Here is an 18,751-nt window from a genome sequence, read left to right as displayed (position 1 = left end):
ATAGGTAAAAATGAATTCATTTAAATAACGTTTGTTTATTTGCAATTAATGTCAATAAAACACAAAGATTTTAAGTAAATAAAAAATTAACTATAAATTAAAAAAATATTCTCTGGTTATTTGTATTGTCTTATAAGTTTTATTGAGTATTAAAATATGAAAGTTTTAATGATAAATTCGGTTTCAGGTTATGGCAGTACAGGTTCTATTTGTACTGATATTGCTATGGAATTAGAACACCAGGGATATGAATGTTTTATTGCTTATGGTCAAATATCTAAAGGGTATGCTAACGGGTTTAAAATAGGATCTAGAATTGAAAACCATATACATAATCTGGGTTCAAGAATATTAGGTAAACAAGGGTATTTTAGTAAAAATGGCACGAGAAAATTGGTTGAGTTTATAAAATCTTACAATCCTGATGTAATACACTTACACAATTTACATGGAAATTATTTAAATCTAGAAATATTATTTACTTTTTTAAGTACGTTTAATGGTAAAGTAGTTTTAACTTTACATGATTGTTGGGCATTTACAGGAAAATGCTCACATTATACCGATGTAGAATGTTATAAATGGCAAACACTTTGCAATAATTGTCCGCAATTAGCACAATATCCCCCAAGTTTATTTCTAGATTTTTCAAAAACAATATTTTTAGATAAAAAACGTTGGTTTCGATCAATTAAAAATTTAACAATACAACCTGTATCTAAGTGGTTAGAGAAAGAAGTTAAGAAATCATTTTTAAAAAACAATTCAATTCATATGGTTTACAATTGGGTAGATCATACCATTTTTAAACCTTCAGTAGAGGTGGATTTGGTAAAATACAACCTTAAACCTAATAAGTTTACCTTACTTTTTGTAAGTGCAGGGTGGTATCCTGGTTCTGTGAGATGGGATGATCTTATGTTATTAGCTTCTCAATTGTCTGATGAATATCAATTATTAGTTGTTGGGGAAAATAAATATAAAAGTAAATTACCATCTAATTGTATCGCTATTGATTATATAAACGGAAAAGAAGAACTAGCTAAAATTTATAGTTTTGCAGATGTTTATATTCATTTATCAACAGAAGATACCTTTGGGAAAGTAATTGTTGAAGCATTAAGTTGTGGTACACCTGCAATTGTATATAACTCTACTGCATGTGGAGAAATTGTTAATTCTAAATGTGGATTTGTTGTTGAAAAAAGAAATATTCAACAAATTATAGCTTCGGTAAAGAGCATACAAAAAACAACAAAGCTATATTTTTCTAAAAGTAGTATTAAATATGTTGAAGATTTTTTTGATATGAAAACTAATGTAAATCAAATAATTAATATTTATAAAAAATGATTGGATCATGATAATAAATTTAATTGTTGTTTTATTAATTTTGTTAATAGGTCTTTATTTTTCAAAAGAATATGAAGAAAACAGAAATTCACTTCTTGTAAGAAAAAAATACATACAAATAATTAGTTGCATACTTATTTTACAGTCTGGTTTACGAAATGTTGCAGTAGGTAGTGATACGTACTCTTACTATATTTCTTTTTTACAAATTAAAGACAAATCTTGGCAAAATATTTTTAAAAATTTTGTAAATGTATATGCTAATGGTATAGGAAAAGATCCTGGATATAGTCTATTTGAAAAAGTAATTAATGTTGTAACTAATGAATATCAAGTGTTATTATTTGTAATTGCAATTTTATTTTTTTTGGCTCTTGGTAATTTTATATTAAAGAATACGAGTCGTTTAAGTGATGCTGTATTAGCATTTGTTATTTACTCAGTTTTATTTTACAGTTTTTTTTCAATTACCGGGCATCGTCAAACTATTGCTACTGCTGCAAGTTTATTTGCTTTTGAATATATAAAGAAAAAGAAGTTTATTCCTTTTATTTTACTTATTTTAAGTGCCGCTACTATACATAAATCGGTCTTAATTTTTGTTCCTTTTTACTTTATTGCGCATATAAAAAAGTCGGAACAATTAAATTGGATTGTTATAACATTGTTTCCTTTACTTATGTTAAGTAGAAATTTAATTTCTCAATATTTTAAGGAAATGGCAGGTTATGAGGATTATGAGGTATATGAAGGAGCTGGTACATTTACATTTACTTTTTTATTTTTAATTATAACAATAATGGCACTTTTAAGAAGTGAAGAGGTTTTTAATAAAAATAATCAAGCATATTTTGCATACAATGCATTTGCTTTAGCATTATTATTTATTCCGCTTACATGGGTAAATCCTTCTGCAATGCGGGTTGTACAGTATTTTTCTATATTTATGTTGCTTTTAATACCCAATGTTATTCATTCGTTTAATTCTTTTTCAAAAGAAAAAGAATTTGAGATTAGAATTTTTACAATATTAATATTAATCCTACTAATGATTAAATCTGGATGGAATGCCGATCCTTATGGCTTTTTTTGGGATGAAATAAGTCTAATAAAAGGCTATTATGTAGATTAAAATATACTATGAAAATGCAAAATAAAAGTGAGGTTTTATTATCGATTATTATTCCAACAAGGAATCGAACATCATATGTTATAGCGGCTGCTTTACAGGTTTTGGAAAATACGTCAGATAAAGTACAGGTTGTTTTACAAGATAACAGTGATGATGAGGGATTGATGGATTTTTTTAAAAACAGTATCTTTCTCGAAAGGATTAAATATAATTATTCGCCAGGAATTCTTTCTTTTGTTGACAACTTTAGCAAAGGTGTAGAAATCAGTGATGGTGAATACCTGTGTATGATTGGAGACGACGATGGAATTAATCCAGAAATCGAAAAAGTAGTGTTTTGGGCAAAAGAGAATAACATTGAGGCAATTAGTCCTGACATATCATTAAATTATATTTGGCCAGGAGTAGGTATTAATTATTATAAAAAAGATTCTGGTAATCTTATGATCATTGATTTCGATTCAGAAGTAAAAATTTTTGATTCCAAGAGTGAACTAAATAAGTTGTTATCTACTGGAGGGCAAAATTACTTAAGATATAATTTAGCAAAAATTTATCATGGCATAATTACTAAAAGTGCAATGGATAAAGTTAAAAGTATAACTGGTAAATATTTTGGAGGATTATCGCCAGATATTTATGGAGCAGTAACACTTTCTTTAGTTGTCGATAAAGTGTTAAAAATAAATTATCCTTTGACAATTCCTGGAGTATGTCGCAAAAGTGGTTCCGGTCACTCATCTACTGGACGTCATCACGGAGAGTTGGATACAGCACCTCAATTGGCAGGGCATGATAATTACCAATGGTCTTATTTAGTTCCACGATTCTACAGTGTAGAAACTTTGTGGGCAGATACTGCATTGGCTGCATTGACAGAAATGAAAAGGCTTGATTTAGTAGAGAAATTTGATGTAGCTACTTTGTCAGCTTATTGTTATAAAAATTATAAAGAATTTAATAATTACACAGATGTTAATTATGACAATTACTGTCAAATAAATAGATTTGGGAATCTTATCAAAACATTTAAACTCTTTAATGGGTATATTAAGGGACCTATTAATGATCTTATTGTTAGAATTAAAGGTCGTTTAAAAAGAGGGAATAATTCTATAGAAAATCATCAAGATATTCAGAATATCAATGAGGCATATTTAGTTTTTAATGATTATTTAAAAAGAAAAAACTATTCCCCTTTTAAAAATTTAAAATAGTTGTTAATGAAAATAATTGATAAAATAACTGAAGTTGGTGTAGCGTTGATTTTTTTTAATCGGCCAAAGCCTTTAGCTCAAGTGTTTGAAGCTTTGAGGAGGATAAAACCAAAAAAACTTTTTTTAATTCAAGATGGAGCAAGAATTGGGAATGAAATTGATGCTCTTAAAATCGAAGAATGTAGGAAGATCGTAGAAAATGTTGATTGGGAATGTGAAGTTCACAGGAATTATGCCACTGATAATCTTTCATGTGATCATCGTGTTTTTACTGGAATATCATGGGCATTTGAATTTGTGGATCGATTAATTATTTTAGAGGATGATTGTATTCCTGCGGATAGTTTCTTGCCATTTTGTGCTGATGTACTAGAAAAATATAAAGATGACGAGAGAATACATATGATTAGTGGGATGAATTATTTCGATAGTTTTAATGGGACTGATGATAGTTATTTTTTTTCAAATGTAGCAGCAGGATGGGGTTGGGCAACTTGGAAGAGAACATGGGATAAAATATGTGAGGAGAAAAATTTCGACTACCTTTTAAGTGGTAATACCGCAGATGTACTTAATGAGTATATTAAAGAACATGGATTAAAGGTAAAAGGTATAATGGATTTTGTAAGCGTTACTCGTAGATTAAGAGAGGAAAATTTGAAATCTAATAAAGTTATATCTTGGGAATATTCAATTGGGCTAATAATGTTTTTGTATTCAAGTATGATAATTACCCCTAAATATAATTTGATTACTAATGTCGGTTTGACAGATGATAGCACTCATGCTGTAAACTCTTTGAAAAAATTGGATTCTCAAACGCAAAAATTATTTTTCAAAAAACGATTTGAAATAGAGTTCCCATTAAAACATCCCAAGTATGTTGTTCGGAATGTGGAATATGAAAAATTGCACAGAAAATTAGTCGGGGGTAACGGGTTTGTCCGTTTTTCAAGAAGAATAGAGTCAATTGTTAGACAACTTGTTTATTCTTCAATGTCGGAAAGAAAAAAAATGATAAAAAAAATATTTTAAAGAAAATGTCCTCCCAAATAAAATCAGCAGCATTACTTTCCTATGGTACTATTGTTTTAAATATTATCATAGGTTTTTTGTACACACCGTGGATGATTAAAACCATTGGTATGTCTGATTATGGGCTCTATATTTTAGTAACAAGTTTCTTGTCATATTTTGTAATGGATTTTGGACTTAGTGCAACTATTGCAAGATATTTAGCAAAGTATAAAATAGAAAACAAGATTAATGAAATGCAGAACTTACTTGGTTTAGTAGGGAAAGTATATATAATTTTAAATTTCATAATTATAATAGCTTTATTTTTTGTTTATTTATATTCAAATCAAATATTTACTAAATTAACTCCCGGGGAAGTAATTACATTCAAAAATATTTTTATAATTGTAAGTTTATATAGTTTATTGTCTTTTAGTTTTGTTCCATTAGATAGCGTTTTTATCGCTTATGAAAAATTCTCTATACTTAAAAAATTAGATTTAGTCAATAAACTGGGTACTGTAGCATTGATGATTATCATGCTTTTGTTAGGATTCAAACTTTATGCACTTGTTTTAGTTAACGCATTCTTTACAATATTAGTTATACTAATTAAAATTCTTGTTTCTATAAAGCAATTTGATTTATCTATCAATTTTAAGTACAGGGATTCTTTGCTTTTGAAAGAGCTTTTTAAATTTTCGTTGTGGGTATCTATAATAGGGATTGCACAACGACTCTTGGTCAATGTTGCCCCTACTGTCCTTGCAATGGTATCTGGGACTAAGCAAATAGCAATTTTTTCTATTGCAATTGTCATTGAAGGATACATTTGGACACTTGCACATGCCCTAAATGGTTTATTTCTTCCAGAAATATCTAAAATAGAAACTCGAGAAAATAATAAGGTTGAAGTAACTAATTTAATGATAAAAGTTGGTCGAATTCAACTTATAGTAATGGGTGTTTTTTTTATTGGATTAATAATATTGGGTAAAGATTTTGTTGTTTTATGGATGGGGGAAGATTTTTCTCAGTCTTACTATGTTATACTTTTACTTGTTTTACCAAGTATTGTTACAGTTACTCAAGAAGTTGCCTATACATATTTATTTGTAATAAACGAATTAAAATATAGAGCAATACTTTTTATTGGGGCCTCGATTATCAGCTTTGGGATCTCTTATTATTTAAGTTCATATTATGGTGCAATTGGTAGTGGAATAGGCATATTTACAGGAATTATGCTTTGTCATGTGATTGGAATGAATTTTATTTATTGGAAAAGAATCAAATTAGATATCCCAAGATTTTTTAAAGAGTGTTTTGGTAGTCAGCTGCTCGTATGGCTTCCGCTATTACTTTTTGGTTTTTTTCTACAAAATTACATTGTTTTACCAAGCTTAATTATAGCTTTTATTATAAAAGGATTTATTCTTATTATATTTTATATCATATTACAATGGTTTGTAGGTATGCGAGTTAATGAAAAAAATATGATTATTGGAATGTTAAAAGGTCGAATATAAATATTATAATTATTGTATGTTATTAAAAGAAAATAAGATTCCTTTATTGAGCATCATTATACCTATTTACAATGTTGAAAAGTATCTTGTAAAATGCGTATCAAGCGTACTGGATCAAAATTATCAAAATATAGAAGTAATTTTAGTAGATGATGGTTCTCCAGATAATTGCTCGCAAATTTGTGATGATTTTGCAAAAAAAGATAACAGAATTAAGGTTATTCATAAGGAAAATGGTGGTTTGTCTGATGCTAGGAATGTTGGTATTAGAGCTGCTACTGGTGAATACTTAATGTTTTTAGATAGTGATGACTACTGGGAAGGTGATATACATTTGGGTAATATCGCTGCGATTTTAGAGAAAGATCAATCAATCGATACCATTTTATTTAGATGCAAGCACTTATATAGTCCTGAAAATAAAATTTATGATAGAAATAGTTTGGTACCATCTACTAATTCAATAAAGGATCCAAATTTAAAGCTGATAGAAATGATAAAACATGGTAGCCAATCTTCGTCTGCATGTTTAAGAGCCGTGAAAAGAGAGCTAATCTTAAAAAATAACATTTTTTTTGTTAAAGATTTGATTGGTGAAGATAGTGATTGGTTTATTCATTTATGCTTAGTTGTGAAAAAGCAGATTGAATATCCTAAAGCATTTTATGTTTATAGACAGAATAGAGATGGGTCGATAACATCAGAAATCAATAAAAAGACATTTAGTGATCAATTATATATTATTGATAAATGGACTAAAATTATAGATAATAATAATTACGAAGATAATTTAAAACTAGCAATGCGAGGATTTATTGCTTATTTATATTGTATTCTACTACTTAAACTTTCTAAACTATCAGAAGTTAATTTTGAATTGTTTTATGACGAAATTAATAAACGGAAAAAAATATTAAAATATTCATTAAATAATAAATCAGTATTTATTAAATATATGGTGAAGTTGCTGGGTATGAAATATACTATAAAGTTAGTAGGTTTTATTTATATATATATAGAGAAGTTTAGAAAGAGAAATTAGAAAATGGAAAAAGAAAAAAAGAGAATACTTATAATTTCAGGCGAAGCTTGGAGAAATGAAAGTAATGGAGGAAATGTATTGACAAATCTTTTTGAACCATTAAAAGATGATTATGAATTTGCTCAAATTTATACAAATTCTTCTTTGCCAAATAATAAAATCTGTACAAAATACTTTCATCTTTCTGAGTCTAAAATGTTAAAATCTATTTTAAATAGAAAATCCTTTGGTAAGATTTTGATTGAGAAAAATTACAAATCTTTATATGATTCTGAATTTAATAATCGATCAAGAGTAGATAGTATGCCTATTTTATTTTTAAAAAAATTCTTCAATCATACATTATATTTCTTACAAAATATCCTTTGGGCTATTTCTGTTTGGAAATCAGAAGAACTAAAGAAATTTATAAAAGACCATAATCCTGATATTATTTTTGCTCCATTATATTCAGGCATATTTATTCATAGAATAGATAGATTCGTTGTTAGTATTATGAATAAAAAGATGATTTCTTATGTTTCTGATGATGTTTATACGTTTAAACAATTTTCAATATCACCTATGTTTTGGATTAATAGGTTAATTCTTAGAGCAAATGTAAGGAAAACAGCAAAACATTACTCATTGTTATATACTATGACACAGGAACAATTAGATGAATATCAACCAGTATTAAATGTTCCAATGAAAGTTTTAAAAAAAGCAGGAGCTTTTAATGAAATGCCTAAATATAAAAAAGATGTTCGTCAAAAACCAATAATACTATTTTATGGTGGAAATCTGATTTATAATAGATACAAAACATTATCAAAATTAGCTAAAACTATACGTAAATTAAATACAGAGTGTTTTAATTTTCAATTACTTATTGGTACACAGACTCCTATTACTAAGAAACTGAATAAATTATTAAATGATGGTAAGAATAGTATCATATTAGGTAGATTAAATAGTGACCAAATGCAAGATTATTATCAACTTTCTGATATTGTATTACATGTAGAATCATTTGATGTTAAGCAAAAATTATTAACAAGATTATCATTTTCAACTAAAATAATTGATTTACTAAACACAGGGAGATGTGTAATGGCGATTTGTTGGAGTAAAAGTTCTCCTTATAAATACTTAAAAAAAGAAGATGCAGCAATTTGTATTGATAATATATTGAATATAGAGCAAGAGTTAAATCAAATTTTAAAGAATCCAAATGTTATGCAAGAATATGCAAATAAAGCATGGGATTGCGGTGTTCGAAATCATAAGAAAGACATCGTTATTGAAGAATTGCGTAAAGATTTTCAAGAATTATCTAAATAATTATCAATGGAAAAACCTTTAATATCTATAATTGTTCCTGTTTATAATGCTGAGAATTATATCGTTCAATGTATTGATAGTTTAATAAATCAAACATATAATAATATTGAAATTATTTTAATAGATGATGGTAGTACTGATAAGAGTGCCCAAATAATTACTGAATATTTAAGACAAGAATCTCGAATAAAATTTTTTCAACAATCTAATAAAGGACCATCAGCAGCTAGAAATTTTGGAATTCAGGAGTGTAAAGGAAAATACCTAGCTTTTTTGGATAGTGATGACTGGTTAGATTTAAATACTTTTGAGGAATTAGTGTCAAAAATATCTGAGGATGATTTTGATGTTGTATTTTGTTCGTATGTAAGGGAATATAGAACAGTGTCATTACCTAAAGATGTTTTATTGGAAGATCAATATTTTGATGAAGTAGGATGTAAAAGCCTTTTTCTTAGACTTTTTGGTCTGACAGATAAAGAATTGAAAAATCCTGAAAACGCAGATTCAATTGTACCAGTGTGGATGAAATTATATAAGACAAATATAATAAAAGGTAACTCTATTAAATTTGTTGACACTAAAATTATAGGCTCCGCTGAAGATGCTTTATTTAACATTTATTATTTTCATAAAATTAATAAAGCTTATTACTTTCACCGACATTTTTACCATTATAGAAGAGACAATCTAAGTTCATATACTTCTGCTTATCGACCAAATTTAGTAATTCAATGGGATAATCTTTTTGCGCACATGAATGAAGCAATTGTTAATTTTTCCTTAGATAGTAGCTTTGTTAAAGCCTTAAAAAATAGAATAGCTCTTGGGGTAATAGGATTGGGATTGAATGAAATGGCATCTGATAAAAGCATAATAAATAAAGTTGTAGGTATAAAAAAAATTTTAAATAAGAATAATTACAAAGAAGCAATTTCTCAACTTGATTTAAAGTATTTTCCATTAAAATGGAAAATGTTCTTTTTGGCGGCTAAAATGAATAGTGCTATTGGATTATATATTTTTCTATCTGTAATCAATTACATTGTTAGTAGAAATAAAAAGCTATCAAATTAATTTAATCTAAAAATAGATAATGAAAATTATTCGTACTTCTACAGTTCCAATTTCTCTTAATATTTTGTTACGAGGACAATTAGCATTTTTAAATAAAAACTTCGAAGTTGTGGGTATATCTTCTAAGGGAGCAATGCTTAATGAAGTGCATGATAGAGAAGGTATAAATACCGTAGCAATTAACATAGAACGTGGAATTAGTCCTGTAAAAGATATTATTTCATTAACTAAGCTGTATATTCAATTTAAAAAAGAAAAACCAGCTATCGTTCATTCCATCACACCCAAAGCAGGGCTATTAACCATGTTAGCCGGAAAAATGGCTAAAGTACCAATACGTATGCATACCTTTACAGGACTTATTTTTCCTACAAGAACAGGTTTCATTCAAAAAGTTTTAATCAAAATGGATCAATTGTTATGCTGGGCTGCCACCAATATCTATCCAGAAGGTAACGGAGTTAAAAATGACTTAATAAACTATAAAATTACTTCAAAACCATTGAAAGTATTGGCTAATGGAAATGTAAATGGCATTGATTTAGAATATTTTTCTAAAAATAGTGTTTCAGAACAATTACAAACCCAACTCAAAATAGAATTAAACATTTCCGATAATGATTTTGTTTTCGTTTTTGTCGGTCGATTGGTCGGTGACAAAGGTATTAACGAATTAGTGCAAGCATTTAAGCAAATTAGCGTCAGTTCGAGTTTATCGAGAACCGCAAATCAAAAGCAAATAAAACTTCTATTAGTTGGTTCTTTCGAAACCGAATTAGATCCGTTACGCACAGAAACACTAAAAGAAATTAAAACCAACCCAAACATCATCAGTGTAGGTTTCCAAAAAGAGGTACATCCGTACTTTGCAATTTCAGACGCTTTAGTTTTTCCAAGTTACCGCGAAGGTTTTCCTAATGTGGTAATGCAAGCGGGTGCAATGGGCTTACCAAGTATTGTTAGTAACATCAACGGTTGCAATGAGATAATCGTTGAAGGAGAAAACGGAACCATCATACCAGTAAAAAATGCAGATGCTATATTAGGTGCTATGCAAAAGTTAATAGAAGATAAAGCATATTACAATCAGTTACAAGAAAAGGCACGCCCAATGATTCAAGCACGTTACGAACAGCAAGTGGTTTGGAATGCATTGTTGCAAGAATATCAAAGGTTACTTGGAGAGGTGAAAAGTAAAAAGGAGGAAGTAAAAAGGAGGAAGTAAAAAGTGAAAAGTAAAAAGTGAAAAGTAAAAAGGAGGAAGTGAAAAGTAAAAATTGAGAAAAATGAAAGAAAATGATTTGTTAGAAAGAACTTTTAATTTTGGAGTAAATACATTGATGTTTTTACGGACTTTACCATATAATGAAGAATTAAAGGTAATTAAAAATCAGCTCATCAAGTCCTCTACGTCTGTTGGTGCAAATTATGAAGAAGCGCAAGCGGCTTCGTCTAAAGCTGATTTTAATAATAAAATTAAAATAGTTTTGCGAGAAGCCCGTGAATCTAATTATTGGATTAGAATTTTAATCGCTTTAGGATTTAATTCAGAAGAACTACAGATTTTGTTAAACGAAAGTAAAGAATTAAAAAATATATTTGGAGCAATAGTAGTGAAAAGTAACTTGAAGTAAAAAGTATCTTTTTCCTTTAAACTTTTTCCTTTAAACTTTTTCCTTTAAACTTGAAAAAACATGTATAAACATTTTTTTAAACGTCTTTTCGATTTCTTCGCAGCATTTTTCGGATTGTTGTTATTAAGTCCGCTATTCATCATTGTAACAATAGGTTTATATTTTGCCAATCAAGGCAAACCTTTTTTCTTTCAGGCGCGTCCAGGAATGAATGAGAAAATATTTAAGATCATCAAGTTCAAAACCATGAATGATAAAAAAGATGTCAGCGGAAATCTTTTGTCTGATGCCGAACGTTTAACTCCAATCGGAGCTTTTGTACGTAAAACATCATTGGATGAGATTCCTCAATTAATTAATGTGTTAATAGGAGACATGAGTTTAATAGGGCCACGGCCATTATTGCCGCAGTATTTACCTTTGTACAACAAGGATCAAAAAAAACGCCATCAAGTACGTCCAGGTATTACAGGCTGGGCGCAAGTTAATGGACGCAATGCTATTTCGTGGACTAAGAAATTTGAATTAGATGTTTGGTATGTAGACAATATTTCTTTTACTACAGATGTAAAAGTATTTTTCACTACATTTAAAAAAGTGTTTAAAAGTGAAGGTATCTCGCAACAAGGACAAGCAACTGCTGAAGCTTTTAACGGTTTAAATTAAAAGAATGTATATATACGGAGCAAGTGGTCATGGAAAAGTAATTGCAGAAATTGCTGAAGAAAGTGGTGCGGTTATTACAGGTTTTATTGATTTGGATATCAATAAAAATGAGGTGTTGAATTATGAAGTGATACATACAATTCCTACTCAAAAAATAGAAGTCATTATAGCAATTGGAAACAATGCAGTTCGAAAGAAGCTAGTAAATGAGAATGATAATTTTGAATATGATAAATTAATTCATCCCAGAGCTAATGTTTCAAAACGTACCACAATAGGAGAGGGAAGTGTTGTAATGGCTGGTGTTTCAATAAATGCTGATGTTGTCATAGGTAATCATTGTATTATCAATACAAATGCTTCGGTTGATCATGATTGTAAAATAAATAACTTTGTACATATTTCCCCAAATGTTGCTCTAGCGGGCAATGTAGAAATAGGTGAAGGCGCGCACATAGGTATAGGTACCTGTGTAATACAAGGCATTAAAATTGGTAAATGGTGTACCATTGGTGCAGGTACAGTGGTAATTAAAGATGTTCCAGATGGTGTTACCTTGGTAGGCAACCCAGGCAGGATAATTAAATAAGAGAAGTAGAACAACGTTAAGTACGTTTGTATATGATTGACAATAAAAAACAGTTCTTATTACTGTTAGGTATAGTGGTGGTAGGGTTAAGTTTGTTCTTGCTTGAACAAGTTACCATTGTGAAAATAAACACCGCTTTTTGCAAAGTGGAAAGTAATTGTAAAATAGCTCAGAAAGCCAAGGTAGAAGATATTTATGGTTTTCCGTATGCAACATGTGACAAAAAACCAGGAAAAGCCTACTTTAAAATAAATAAAAAAGCATTGAAAAATTACAAAGCCTTTTTAAGCCAAAATAACATAAAGTCCATTGAAATTAAGGTAGCTGAGGTAGAACAAGCTATCCTTAATGGAGAAACCGCAGAATACAATCAAAAAGTAGTGCAATACGGTGTGGCTGTAGATAATAGTCCTTCCAAAAAAATGATTACAGCATATATGAAAGCACTATAGCAAAGAAAACCTACAGGTGGCTGATCGGAGCCGTAAAGTTGGCTGAGCGGAGCCGTAAAGTTGGCTGAGCGGAGCCGAAGCCCAGTTCTTTAAAACAAAACAGACTCTGCACAGTAAGTACAATGTTAACTGTAATTCATAAAGATTCTATTTCTCTTGAAATGTTTTCGCGAGCTTGTTTTTCGTAAATTTCAACAAAATAATCTGTTTTGTATATTCTGTCAAAGGTTAGAAAATGTTCTAGAATTTTTTTTCTTCCGGGATGGTACATATAATCCGGATAAATTGAATACTCTTTTCTTATTTGCTTTGTATAAGTTTCATACGCATTCCATTTTTTGCCTAAAATTGATAAGTCAGCATCTAATAAGTAATTTGTATCAGAATCATTAGAAATTTTATGCGACTTTGTAGCTAATATTTGATTGTAAATTTTGTTGATTTGTTCGCTGTTAATGTTTATTTTTTGTAATCTAATTTTTGCAATTTCGGCACTTTTTTCTTCGTTATCTTTTGATGTGCTTTTATAAATTAAATCATGATAAAATACTGAAAATAAAAGGGAGTCTATATCATTTAAATCTTTACTCACTTTACTTAATTCCATCACCATGTTTTCTAAATGAATTAAATTATGATAATATCTGTTTTTTTGTGAATAAGATTGCTCAATTTCTTTCCAATATTGAATGATAAGATCGGCATCATTTGAATATTTTGAGCAAAGATTAATGAATATTTCTGATAAAGTTTCTTTCATTTTTCCTAGGTGTAATAATGCATTTTGATTTCGTAGAACCTATTTTCTAAATTAAAGAAAACAACAACAACAAAAGCAGAGTTTTATCAAAATCAATAAAAAATAATAATGATGAGATAAAAGCATTGGAAGATAAATAGTTCTATTTTTTCTACTTTACATTCTTGTACTGAGCAACACCCACGTGTAACTCAGCATTTGACTTTGTCGAACCATTTTGTTAGGTTTTACCACTTTAGCAAAGCAAACTGTACAAAATAAATACTATGTTAGTGGTTCGTTGTTTTATTTCTGATTTTTTAAGAAATAATTCCAAGTTGCTTTTGAAATATCTGCTATTATTTTTTCATTTGTTTCATCATTTTCATATGATTTTGTTAAGAAAATACTAATGAAATAATGGTTTCCATTAGGTAAAAATACAATTCCAATATCGTTTACAGCTGCTGTTAAGCCATTTTTGTTTGTTCCCGAAGAACCTGTTTTATGTGCTACAATAGTGTTTTCTGGTAACTGTCCTCTTAGTCTTGCTTTACCTGTTTCGGTTCCTTTCATAGTTTTCCAAAGAAAGTTGTAGCTTTTTTCAGAAAGTAGTTTAGCATGGTTGTAATAAAATGTTGATAAGACCTCATTTGCCGCTTTTGGTGTTGTCCAATTTTCAAATTGTAAATCCCAGTTTGCTTGCTGTACCTCTTCATTAATTTTTATAGATACATCTTTAATACCATTTTTTATGAAGTATTCTTCAACTGCTTTAGGTCCTCCAATCAGTTTCAATAAAAGGTCGCAACCTACATTATCACTTTGAGAAACAGTGTATTCAATAATTTTTGAGAGGGGCAGAATTGTTCCATTAGGATACTTGTCTCTAATCGGACTATAAAGATTGGGTATCAGGTCTTTCTTTTCAATTTTTATTTTTTGATTGAATGAAAGGTTTCCTTTATCAATTTCAGATAATACGGCTATTGCAATATGAAATTTAAAAACACTTTGTAATGGAAAGCGATCATTTCCATGAATTGATAAAGTATCCTTATTGTTATTTCCACTAATTGCAACGCCAACTTCTACATTCTTTGTCCAAATAATTTGCTGTATTTTTTGTTTCAATTCATTTGTGGTTTGCGCAAATGTTTGGTAACTTATAAATAAAAAAAGTAAAGGTGTAATTTGAAACAGTTTCTTCATTTTTTTGTCAATTAACTTATTTTAAGATGTCTCATTTTTTAAAATGACTACTAATGTTACGAGGCTTTGAGAAGGAGCGAACACAAGCAAAGCAAACTGAGATAGTAAAATCAAAGATGGAACTTTCAATTTAGCGTCACAGTAAGCAAAAGCCAATTTCTATTTGCTAAAGTATAAAAAAGTCAATGAAAAGTGAAGATTCACACATAAGTATTTACGCTTTATTTACAAAATTACTAGTGTTTTAACCCAAGTTATTTACTTTAGGCTTGGGAACAACTACGCTTTATTAAGACAAGTATATTTTAAACTTTAGACAGTTATTTTTAGCCATCCTAATTTTATAATTCAATAGTAATAAGAAGACAAAACCTCTTTAAGAGCAGTTTTAAAGAGGTTTTGTTTTATGTAATTTGCAATTAATATTTCAAAATTGGGAGTTGTGAAACGGTTACCCTTGTTAGCCGAAGTTTTTAACTTCTTAATACATCGATATTATGCAAATTCTTTTTATCTGTTGAATTTAAATTTTTCAAATCATACTTTATCTCCATTATTTGGCTAGGGTGAGAAAAACAATGAAATGAAATCTTTTTCTTGAATAAGCCACTTTCCATTTTATTAAAAATGACTGTAAAATTGAAATCTTCATTTTCTTCTTGAACATTTTTAATCGATTCATCTAACATTTCTTTCATTTTAATTGAAATGTCTTGAATAATTAAATCATTTAATTTATTATCAAAAATATTAATTTTTTCAATTAGCCTTCCATATTCATTTGTTTTACGATAAATATAACCTTGTTGTATCAAATTGTTAATTATTTCATTTTTTCCACTGTCATCATTGCCGTCTTCAAACGCCAATTCTAACATTATTCTATTTTGCATATCATGATAAAGAAATCCTGAAATTAGATCTATTTCTTTATCACAATTTGAACAAGTATTGGTATTTAATTTACCAGATAAAACTTTATTTTTTAATTCGGGTTGTAAGGTTATATTCACAGATTGATAATAACGTACTTTTTGTTCAGACCCGCAATTAGGGCAATTTTGAAATATTTCGTTTTCTAAACTCATGATAATTTATGGGGTTGTTTTTATAAAATGTCACGTAATGGAAAAAAGTAATAGCGAAGTTGAGACTAAATTTGAACAAATGTTCAAGTTCACACCAAACGTAACCAATTTTTTTTCCATGAACTAAATTAAGAAAAAATGTGAATGGAAAAATAGCGGCGGATAAATAGGAGCGGGGTTTAAATTCACTCCATCATTCCGCATCTTGCCATCCAATCGAAGCAAACTGTACAAAGTAAATACAATGTTAGCTGCAGTTAAATTTTTCCTTCTTCAAATGCGTTAATAAATTCCTTGATTAACTCAAATTTATTTGCTTTTTTTGTCCAATTAATTGGTTTGTCATAGTATTCAAGTTCGTGTACCAAAATTGGAATATCTTTTCCAAACTTATTGAATATAATTCTTTGAGTAAATAATTTTTGTATTATTTTCAAAATTTCTTCTACAAATTCTTCTTCAAATTTTTCACCTTTTTCCAATAGTTTATCAAATAATTCATCATCATCTTCCGCTTTTTCATTTTCAATTTCTGAATAATAATAGGGTGTTTCTTTAAACCATTTTGCTAAAAATGTATCATCTTCACCTCCAATTCTTTCGATTTCTTCTTGTAACCAAAATGCGTAATTCCATTTAGCTTCAGTTTCACTAGATGCATTTTCAATTTCATTTTTATATTGATTGTTCGTATTAAAACTTACTTCAATCGTTGGATATCTGCCATCATCATCTTCCGCATAAAAATAAAATGAAAGCGCATAAATATCATTTGCATCTTCGCTTGAAATTGTTTCTATTGCTGTTTTTAGTTTTTCATAACTAAATTCGAAAAATTTTTCTTTAGAACTCATTATTTCCTTATTATAAATTGTTGGCGAATAATTACAGTTAACAGATCGTGGTTTGGCGATAGTGTGGGCTTAAATTGAGTGAAAGTTCTATTCACATAAAATGGAGCCAAAGCTCTGAGCCTTTTAGTAAATTTAATAAAAAAACAAAACCAAACAGCTTATGGTGGATAAATAGGAGAAGGTTTTCAATTCACTTTTTCATTCTTCATCGAACCACCTCGTTGGGTTTTACTACCCTGAGTAAAGCGAACTGTACAAAGTAAATAGTATGTTGTACTAAGGCGTTTTAGAGATACAGATTTAGTTCTTTATAATCGTCTATACTAACACCTAAAATTCTACTAGCATTTCTCCAATTTACAGTTCTCTCTTTGTGAGATGTTTCATGCCCATCCTCATTTAGAAAATCATAAAGATAGATATGGTTCTTTGGAAAAATAATTTCTTTTCCTTTAGCCAAAGGAATTTCAGATAAAATAGTGCTTATTTCTTTTATTAAAAACAAAGGATTAGAAGAAAAAATAGGAATACTTTGGAAGTGAAGATTTGTAACAAAATCGGTAGCAAAAAAATCTGTTAATAGCTCATCTTCAAAAGATATTTTCATTCCATTCAAACTGCTAAATTCTTGTATTTTTACATTTTGATCAATATTTATATCCTCCATTTGTTTCATCAATTCCTTAATTTCCTCATCAGAAACGATGCCTTTTAACAATTCATATGTTTCTGAATTTGAATTTAATGGATTGTAAAGCGAATTGAGTTTTCCAAGTGTATTTTCAATAAAGTCTATTTGTGAAATGTTCAAACCAAACGGAATGTTTCCAAAACCTTTGTTTGGATACAACTCCCAATTAAAATTTGTTGATTTTCTTTCGCTCATTGAATTTAAATTACTATCAAGAGTTTGTAAATGCTTTTGTACAACGTCTCGGCGGCTTTATGAAGGAACGGAAAAGAAAGCCGTAGATTTCTTTTGGATCCGAAGAAAGAAAAACCGTTTTGTTTTTTGCTAAATTAAGGAAACCAAAGAAAAATCCAAACGATTTTTGCGCCAGGGAGAGCCAAAACTTTGTTTTTTGCCTATTACCCCGCTCTTTCTTAAAACGGCTTGTTGCGCGTTCGCCTTTTTATTCTTCATTGTTATATTTCGACCAATTTTCACCGTATAACTTTCTCAATTCAAGTGTTTTTTCAATTCCTGTTTTTATATCGTCAAAGTCTTTTGAGTTACAAAAACCGAGTAACTTTTGTCCTTTGGGTGAAGTTGAGAACTTTTCGTTTCCTTTATGTAAAGTATTAAATATTTTAGGTATAGTTTTATCAAATGTAAAAACACAAAGATGTTTATGCCCAGCGTCAACCGTATTTAATGGAAACCAAGCTTCGTGAATACTTTGAGTTAGTTCATAATCTATTTTTATAAAGTCTTTGGGGTTGTCCAAATGAAAAATGATGTCAAATTTTTTAGGAATTTCAAAGTCTGCATAAGCATACAAGGTAAATACAGCTATTTCATTTTCTTTTCGTATCCATTTAATGTACTTTTCATACGCCTGTCCCTTTGGTTTGTCTTTACAACGTTTTATACATTCAGATTGCCAAATAGTAATTGCTTTGTCCGAAAAGTATTCATCGGCAAATAGAAATCGTTGGCTTGGTTTACATTGATCTTCTGTTTGCATAGTTTCTATAAGGTGATGCTTAACGGTTCGGGGCTTTGCGAACTGACGTAGAAAAAACGAAGACAAGAAATTCGATTTAACCGAAAACGAAGCAAAAGCTAGTTATATTTGCTAATTTAACAAAAATGCCAATATAATT

Annotated in this window: 19 protein-coding genes; 13 read left to right on the top strand and 6 right to left on the bottom strand. The window is 29.1% G+C overall.

Translation table 11 applies throughout. The features are described from left to right. Positions 1–156 precede the first annotated feature (156 nt). From H1R17_RS11915 to H1R17_RS11855, 13 genes are all read left to right on the top strand, one after another. A complete protein-coding gene (locus tag H1R17_RS11915; protein ID WP_163433073.1) occupies positions 157–1,353 on the top strand; it encodes a glycosyltransferase in 1,197 nt (398 codons plus the stop codon). Between the two features lie 7 nt (positions 1,354–1,360). Then, on the top strand, positions 1,361–2,485 hold the full coding sequence (locus tag H1R17_RS11910) for an EpsG family protein (protein WP_163433074.1): 1,125 nt from the start codon (positions 1,361–1,363) through the stop codon (positions 2,483–2,485). Positions 2,486–2,493: 8 nt separating this feature from the next. Further along, entirely contained in the window at positions 2,494–3,702 is a 1,209-nt protein-coding gene (locus tag H1R17_RS11905; protein WP_163433075.1) for a glycosyltransferase family 2 protein, read from the top strand. A gap of 6 nt (positions 3,703–3,708) precedes the next feature. Beyond that, positions 3,709–4,737 carry a hypothetical protein gene (locus tag H1R17_RS11900; RefSeq protein ID WP_163433076.1) on the top strand — a complete coding sequence of 343 codons (1,029 nt, stop codon included), beginning with the start codon at positions 3,709–3,711 and terminating at the stop codon, positions 4,735–4,737. A gap of 5 nt (positions 4,738–4,742) precedes the next feature. Next, complete coding sequence (locus tag H1R17_RS11895; protein ID WP_163433077.1) at positions 4,743–6,248, top strand: lipopolysaccharide biosynthesis protein; 1,506 nt, start codon at positions 4,743–4,745, stop codon at positions 6,246–6,248. A 16-nt stretch (positions 6,249–6,264) separates the two neighbouring features. Next, positions 6,265–7,290, top strand: coding sequence for a glycosyltransferase family 2 protein (locus tag H1R17_RS11890; protein ID WP_163433078.1), 1,026 nt, complete (start codon positions 6,265–6,267; stop codon positions 7,288–7,290). Positions 7,291–7,293: 3 nt separating this feature from the next. Then, entirely contained in the window at positions 7,294–8,613 is a 1,320-nt protein-coding gene (locus tag H1R17_RS11885) for a glycosyltransferase (protein ID WP_163433079.1), read from the top strand. Positions 8,614–8,619: 6 nt separating this feature from the next. Next, positions 8,620–9,690, top strand: a complete 1,071-nt coding sequence (locus H1R17_RS11880) for a glycosyltransferase family 2 protein (protein ID WP_163433080.1) — start codon at positions 8,620–8,622, stop codon at positions 9,688–9,690. Between the two features lie 19 nt (positions 9,691–9,709). Beyond that, the gene (locus H1R17_RS11875) at positions 9,710–10,915 is read left to right on the top strand and encodes a glycosyltransferase family 4 protein (protein ID WP_163433081.1); all 1,206 of its coding nucleotides are present in this window, start codon (positions 9,710–9,712) and stop codon (positions 10,913–10,915) included. Positions 10,916–10,976: 61 nt separating this feature from the next. Continuing rightward, positions 10,977–11,324 carry a four helix bundle protein gene (locus H1R17_RS11870; RefSeq protein WP_163433082.1) on the top strand — a complete coding sequence of 116 codons (348 nt, stop codon included), beginning with the start codon at positions 10,977–10,979 and terminating at the stop codon, positions 11,322–11,324. A 60-nt stretch (positions 11,325–11,384) separates the two neighbouring features. After that, complete coding sequence (locus H1R17_RS11865) at positions 11,385–11,990, top strand: sugar transferase (RefSeq protein WP_163433083.1); 606 nt, start codon at positions 11,385–11,387, stop codon at positions 11,988–11,990. A 4-nt stretch (positions 11,991–11,994) separates the two neighbouring features. Beyond that, positions 11,995–12,579: an acetyltransferase gene (locus tag H1R17_RS11860; RefSeq protein WP_163433084.1), complete on the top strand. Its 585-nt coding sequence runs from the start codon at positions 11,995–11,997 to the stop codon at positions 12,577–12,579. 32 nt (positions 12,580–12,611) lie between these two features. After that, a complete protein-coding gene (locus H1R17_RS11855) occupies positions 12,612–13,031 on the top strand; it encodes a hypothetical protein (RefSeq protein WP_163433085.1) in 420 nt (139 codons plus the stop codon). 136 nt (positions 13,032–13,167) lie between these two features. Here the strand turns inward: H1R17_RS11855 and H1R17_RS11850 are convergent, their stop codons facing one another. The 6 genes from H1R17_RS11850 to H1R17_RS11825 form a co-directional block, all read right to left on the bottom strand. After that, positions 13,168–13,791: a hypothetical protein gene (locus H1R17_RS11850; RefSeq protein WP_163433086.1), complete on the bottom strand. Its 624-nt coding sequence runs from the start codon at positions 13,789–13,791 to the stop codon at positions 13,168–13,170. Between the two features lie 285 nt (positions 13,792–14,076). Next, positions 14,077–14,982, bottom strand: coding sequence for a class A beta-lactamase, subclass A2 (gene bla / locus H1R17_RS11845; RefSeq protein ID WP_163433087.1), 906 nt, complete (start codon positions 14,980–14,982; stop codon positions 14,077–14,079). Positions 14,983–15,455: 473 nt separating this feature from the next. Next, the gene (locus tag H1R17_RS11840; protein ID WP_163433088.1) at positions 15,456–16,070 is read right to left on the bottom strand and encodes a CpXC domain-containing protein; all 615 of its coding nucleotides are present in this window, start codon (positions 16,068–16,070) and stop codon (positions 15,456–15,458) included. A 257-nt stretch (positions 16,071–16,327) separates the two neighbouring features. Beyond that, positions 16,328–16,924, bottom strand: coding sequence for a DUF4303 domain-containing protein (locus H1R17_RS11835; protein WP_163433089.1), 597 nt, complete (start codon positions 16,922–16,924; stop codon positions 16,328–16,330). A 286-nt stretch (positions 16,925–17,210) separates the two neighbouring features. Next, complete coding sequence (locus H1R17_RS11830; protein WP_163433090.1) at positions 17,211–17,810, bottom strand: hypothetical protein; 600 nt, start codon at positions 17,808–17,810, stop codon at positions 17,211–17,213. A gap of 247 nt (positions 17,811–18,057) precedes the next feature. Next, entirely contained in the window at positions 18,058–18,612 is a 555-nt protein-coding gene (locus tag H1R17_RS11825; protein ID WP_163433091.1) for a hypothetical protein, read from the bottom strand. Positions 18,613–18,751 lie beyond the last annotated feature (139 nt).

Source organism: Flavobacterium sp. xlx-214, from assembly GCF_013874595.1.
GTDB lineage: Bacteria > Bacteroidota > Bacteroidia > Flavobacteriales > Flavobacteriaceae > Flavobacterium.
Note: the sequence above shows the minus strand (reverse complement) of the source record. Positions and strands in the feature narration are given on the sequence as shown.

Coding starts and splice junctions, on each gene's coding strand:
- H1R17_RS11915 (WP_163433073.1), top strand. CDS start 157: ATGAAAGTTTTAATGATAAATTCGGTTTCAGGTTATGGCAGTACAGGT.
- H1R17_RS11910 (WP_163433074.1), top strand. CDS start 1,361: ATGATAATAAATTTAATTGTTGTTTTATTAATTTTGTTAATAGGTCTT.
- H1R17_RS11905 (WP_163433075.1), top strand. CDS start 2,494: ATGAAAATGCAAAATAAAAGTGAGGTTTTATTATCGATTATTATTCCA.
- H1R17_RS11900 (WP_163433076.1), top strand. CDS start 3,709: ATGAAAATAATTGATAAAATAACTGAAGTTGGTGTAGCGTTGATTTTT.
- H1R17_RS11895 (WP_163433077.1), top strand. CDS start 4,743: ATGTCCTCCCAAATAAAATCAGCAGCATTACTTTCCTATGGTACTATT.
- H1R17_RS11890 (WP_163433078.1), top strand. CDS start 6,265: ATGTTATTAAAAGAAAATAAGATTCCTTTATTGAGCATCATTATACCT.
- H1R17_RS11885 (WP_163433079.1), top strand. CDS start 7,294: ATGGAAAAAGAAAAAAAGAGAATACTTATAATTTCAGGCGAAGCTTGG.
- H1R17_RS11880 (WP_163433080.1), top strand. CDS start 8,620: ATGGAAAAACCTTTAATATCTATAATTGTTCCTGTTTATAATGCTGAG.
- H1R17_RS11875 (WP_163433081.1), top strand. CDS start 9,710: ATGAAAATTATTCGTACTTCTACAGTTCCAATTTCTCTTAATATTTTG.
- H1R17_RS11870 (WP_163433082.1), top strand. CDS start 10,977: ATGAAAGAAAATGATTTGTTAGAAAGAACTTTTAATTTTGGAGTAAAT.
- H1R17_RS11865 (WP_163433083.1), top strand. CDS start 11,385: ATGTATAAACATTTTTTTAAACGTCTTTTCGATTTCTTCGCAGCATTT.
- H1R17_RS11860 (WP_163433084.1), top strand. CDS start 11,995: ATGTATATATACGGAGCAAGTGGTCATGGAAAAGTAATTGCAGAAATT.
- H1R17_RS11855 (WP_163433085.1), top strand. CDS start 12,612: ATGATTGACAATAAAAAACAGTTCTTATTACTGTTAGGTATAGTGGTG.
- H1R17_RS11850 (WP_163433086.1), bottom strand. CDS start 13,791: ATGAAAGAAACTTTATCAGAAATATTCATTAATCTTTGCTCAAAATAT.
- bla (WP_163433087.1), bottom strand. CDS start 14,982: ATGAAGAAACTGTTTCAAATTACACCTTTACTTTTTTTATTTATAAGT.
- H1R17_RS11840 (WP_163433088.1), bottom strand. CDS start 16,070: ATGAGTTTAGAAAACGAAATATTTCAAAATTGCCCTAATTGCGGGTCT.
- H1R17_RS11835 (WP_163433089.1), bottom strand. CDS start 16,924: ATGAGTTCTAAAGAAAAATTTTTCGAATTTAGTTATGAAAAACTAAAA.
- H1R17_RS11830 (WP_163433090.1), bottom strand. CDS start 17,810: ATGAGCGAAAGAAAATCAACAAATTTTAATTGGGAGTTGTATCCAAAC.
- H1R17_RS11825 (WP_163433091.1), bottom strand. CDS start 18,612: ATGCAAACAGAAGATCAATGTAAACCAAGCCAACGATTTCTATTTGCC.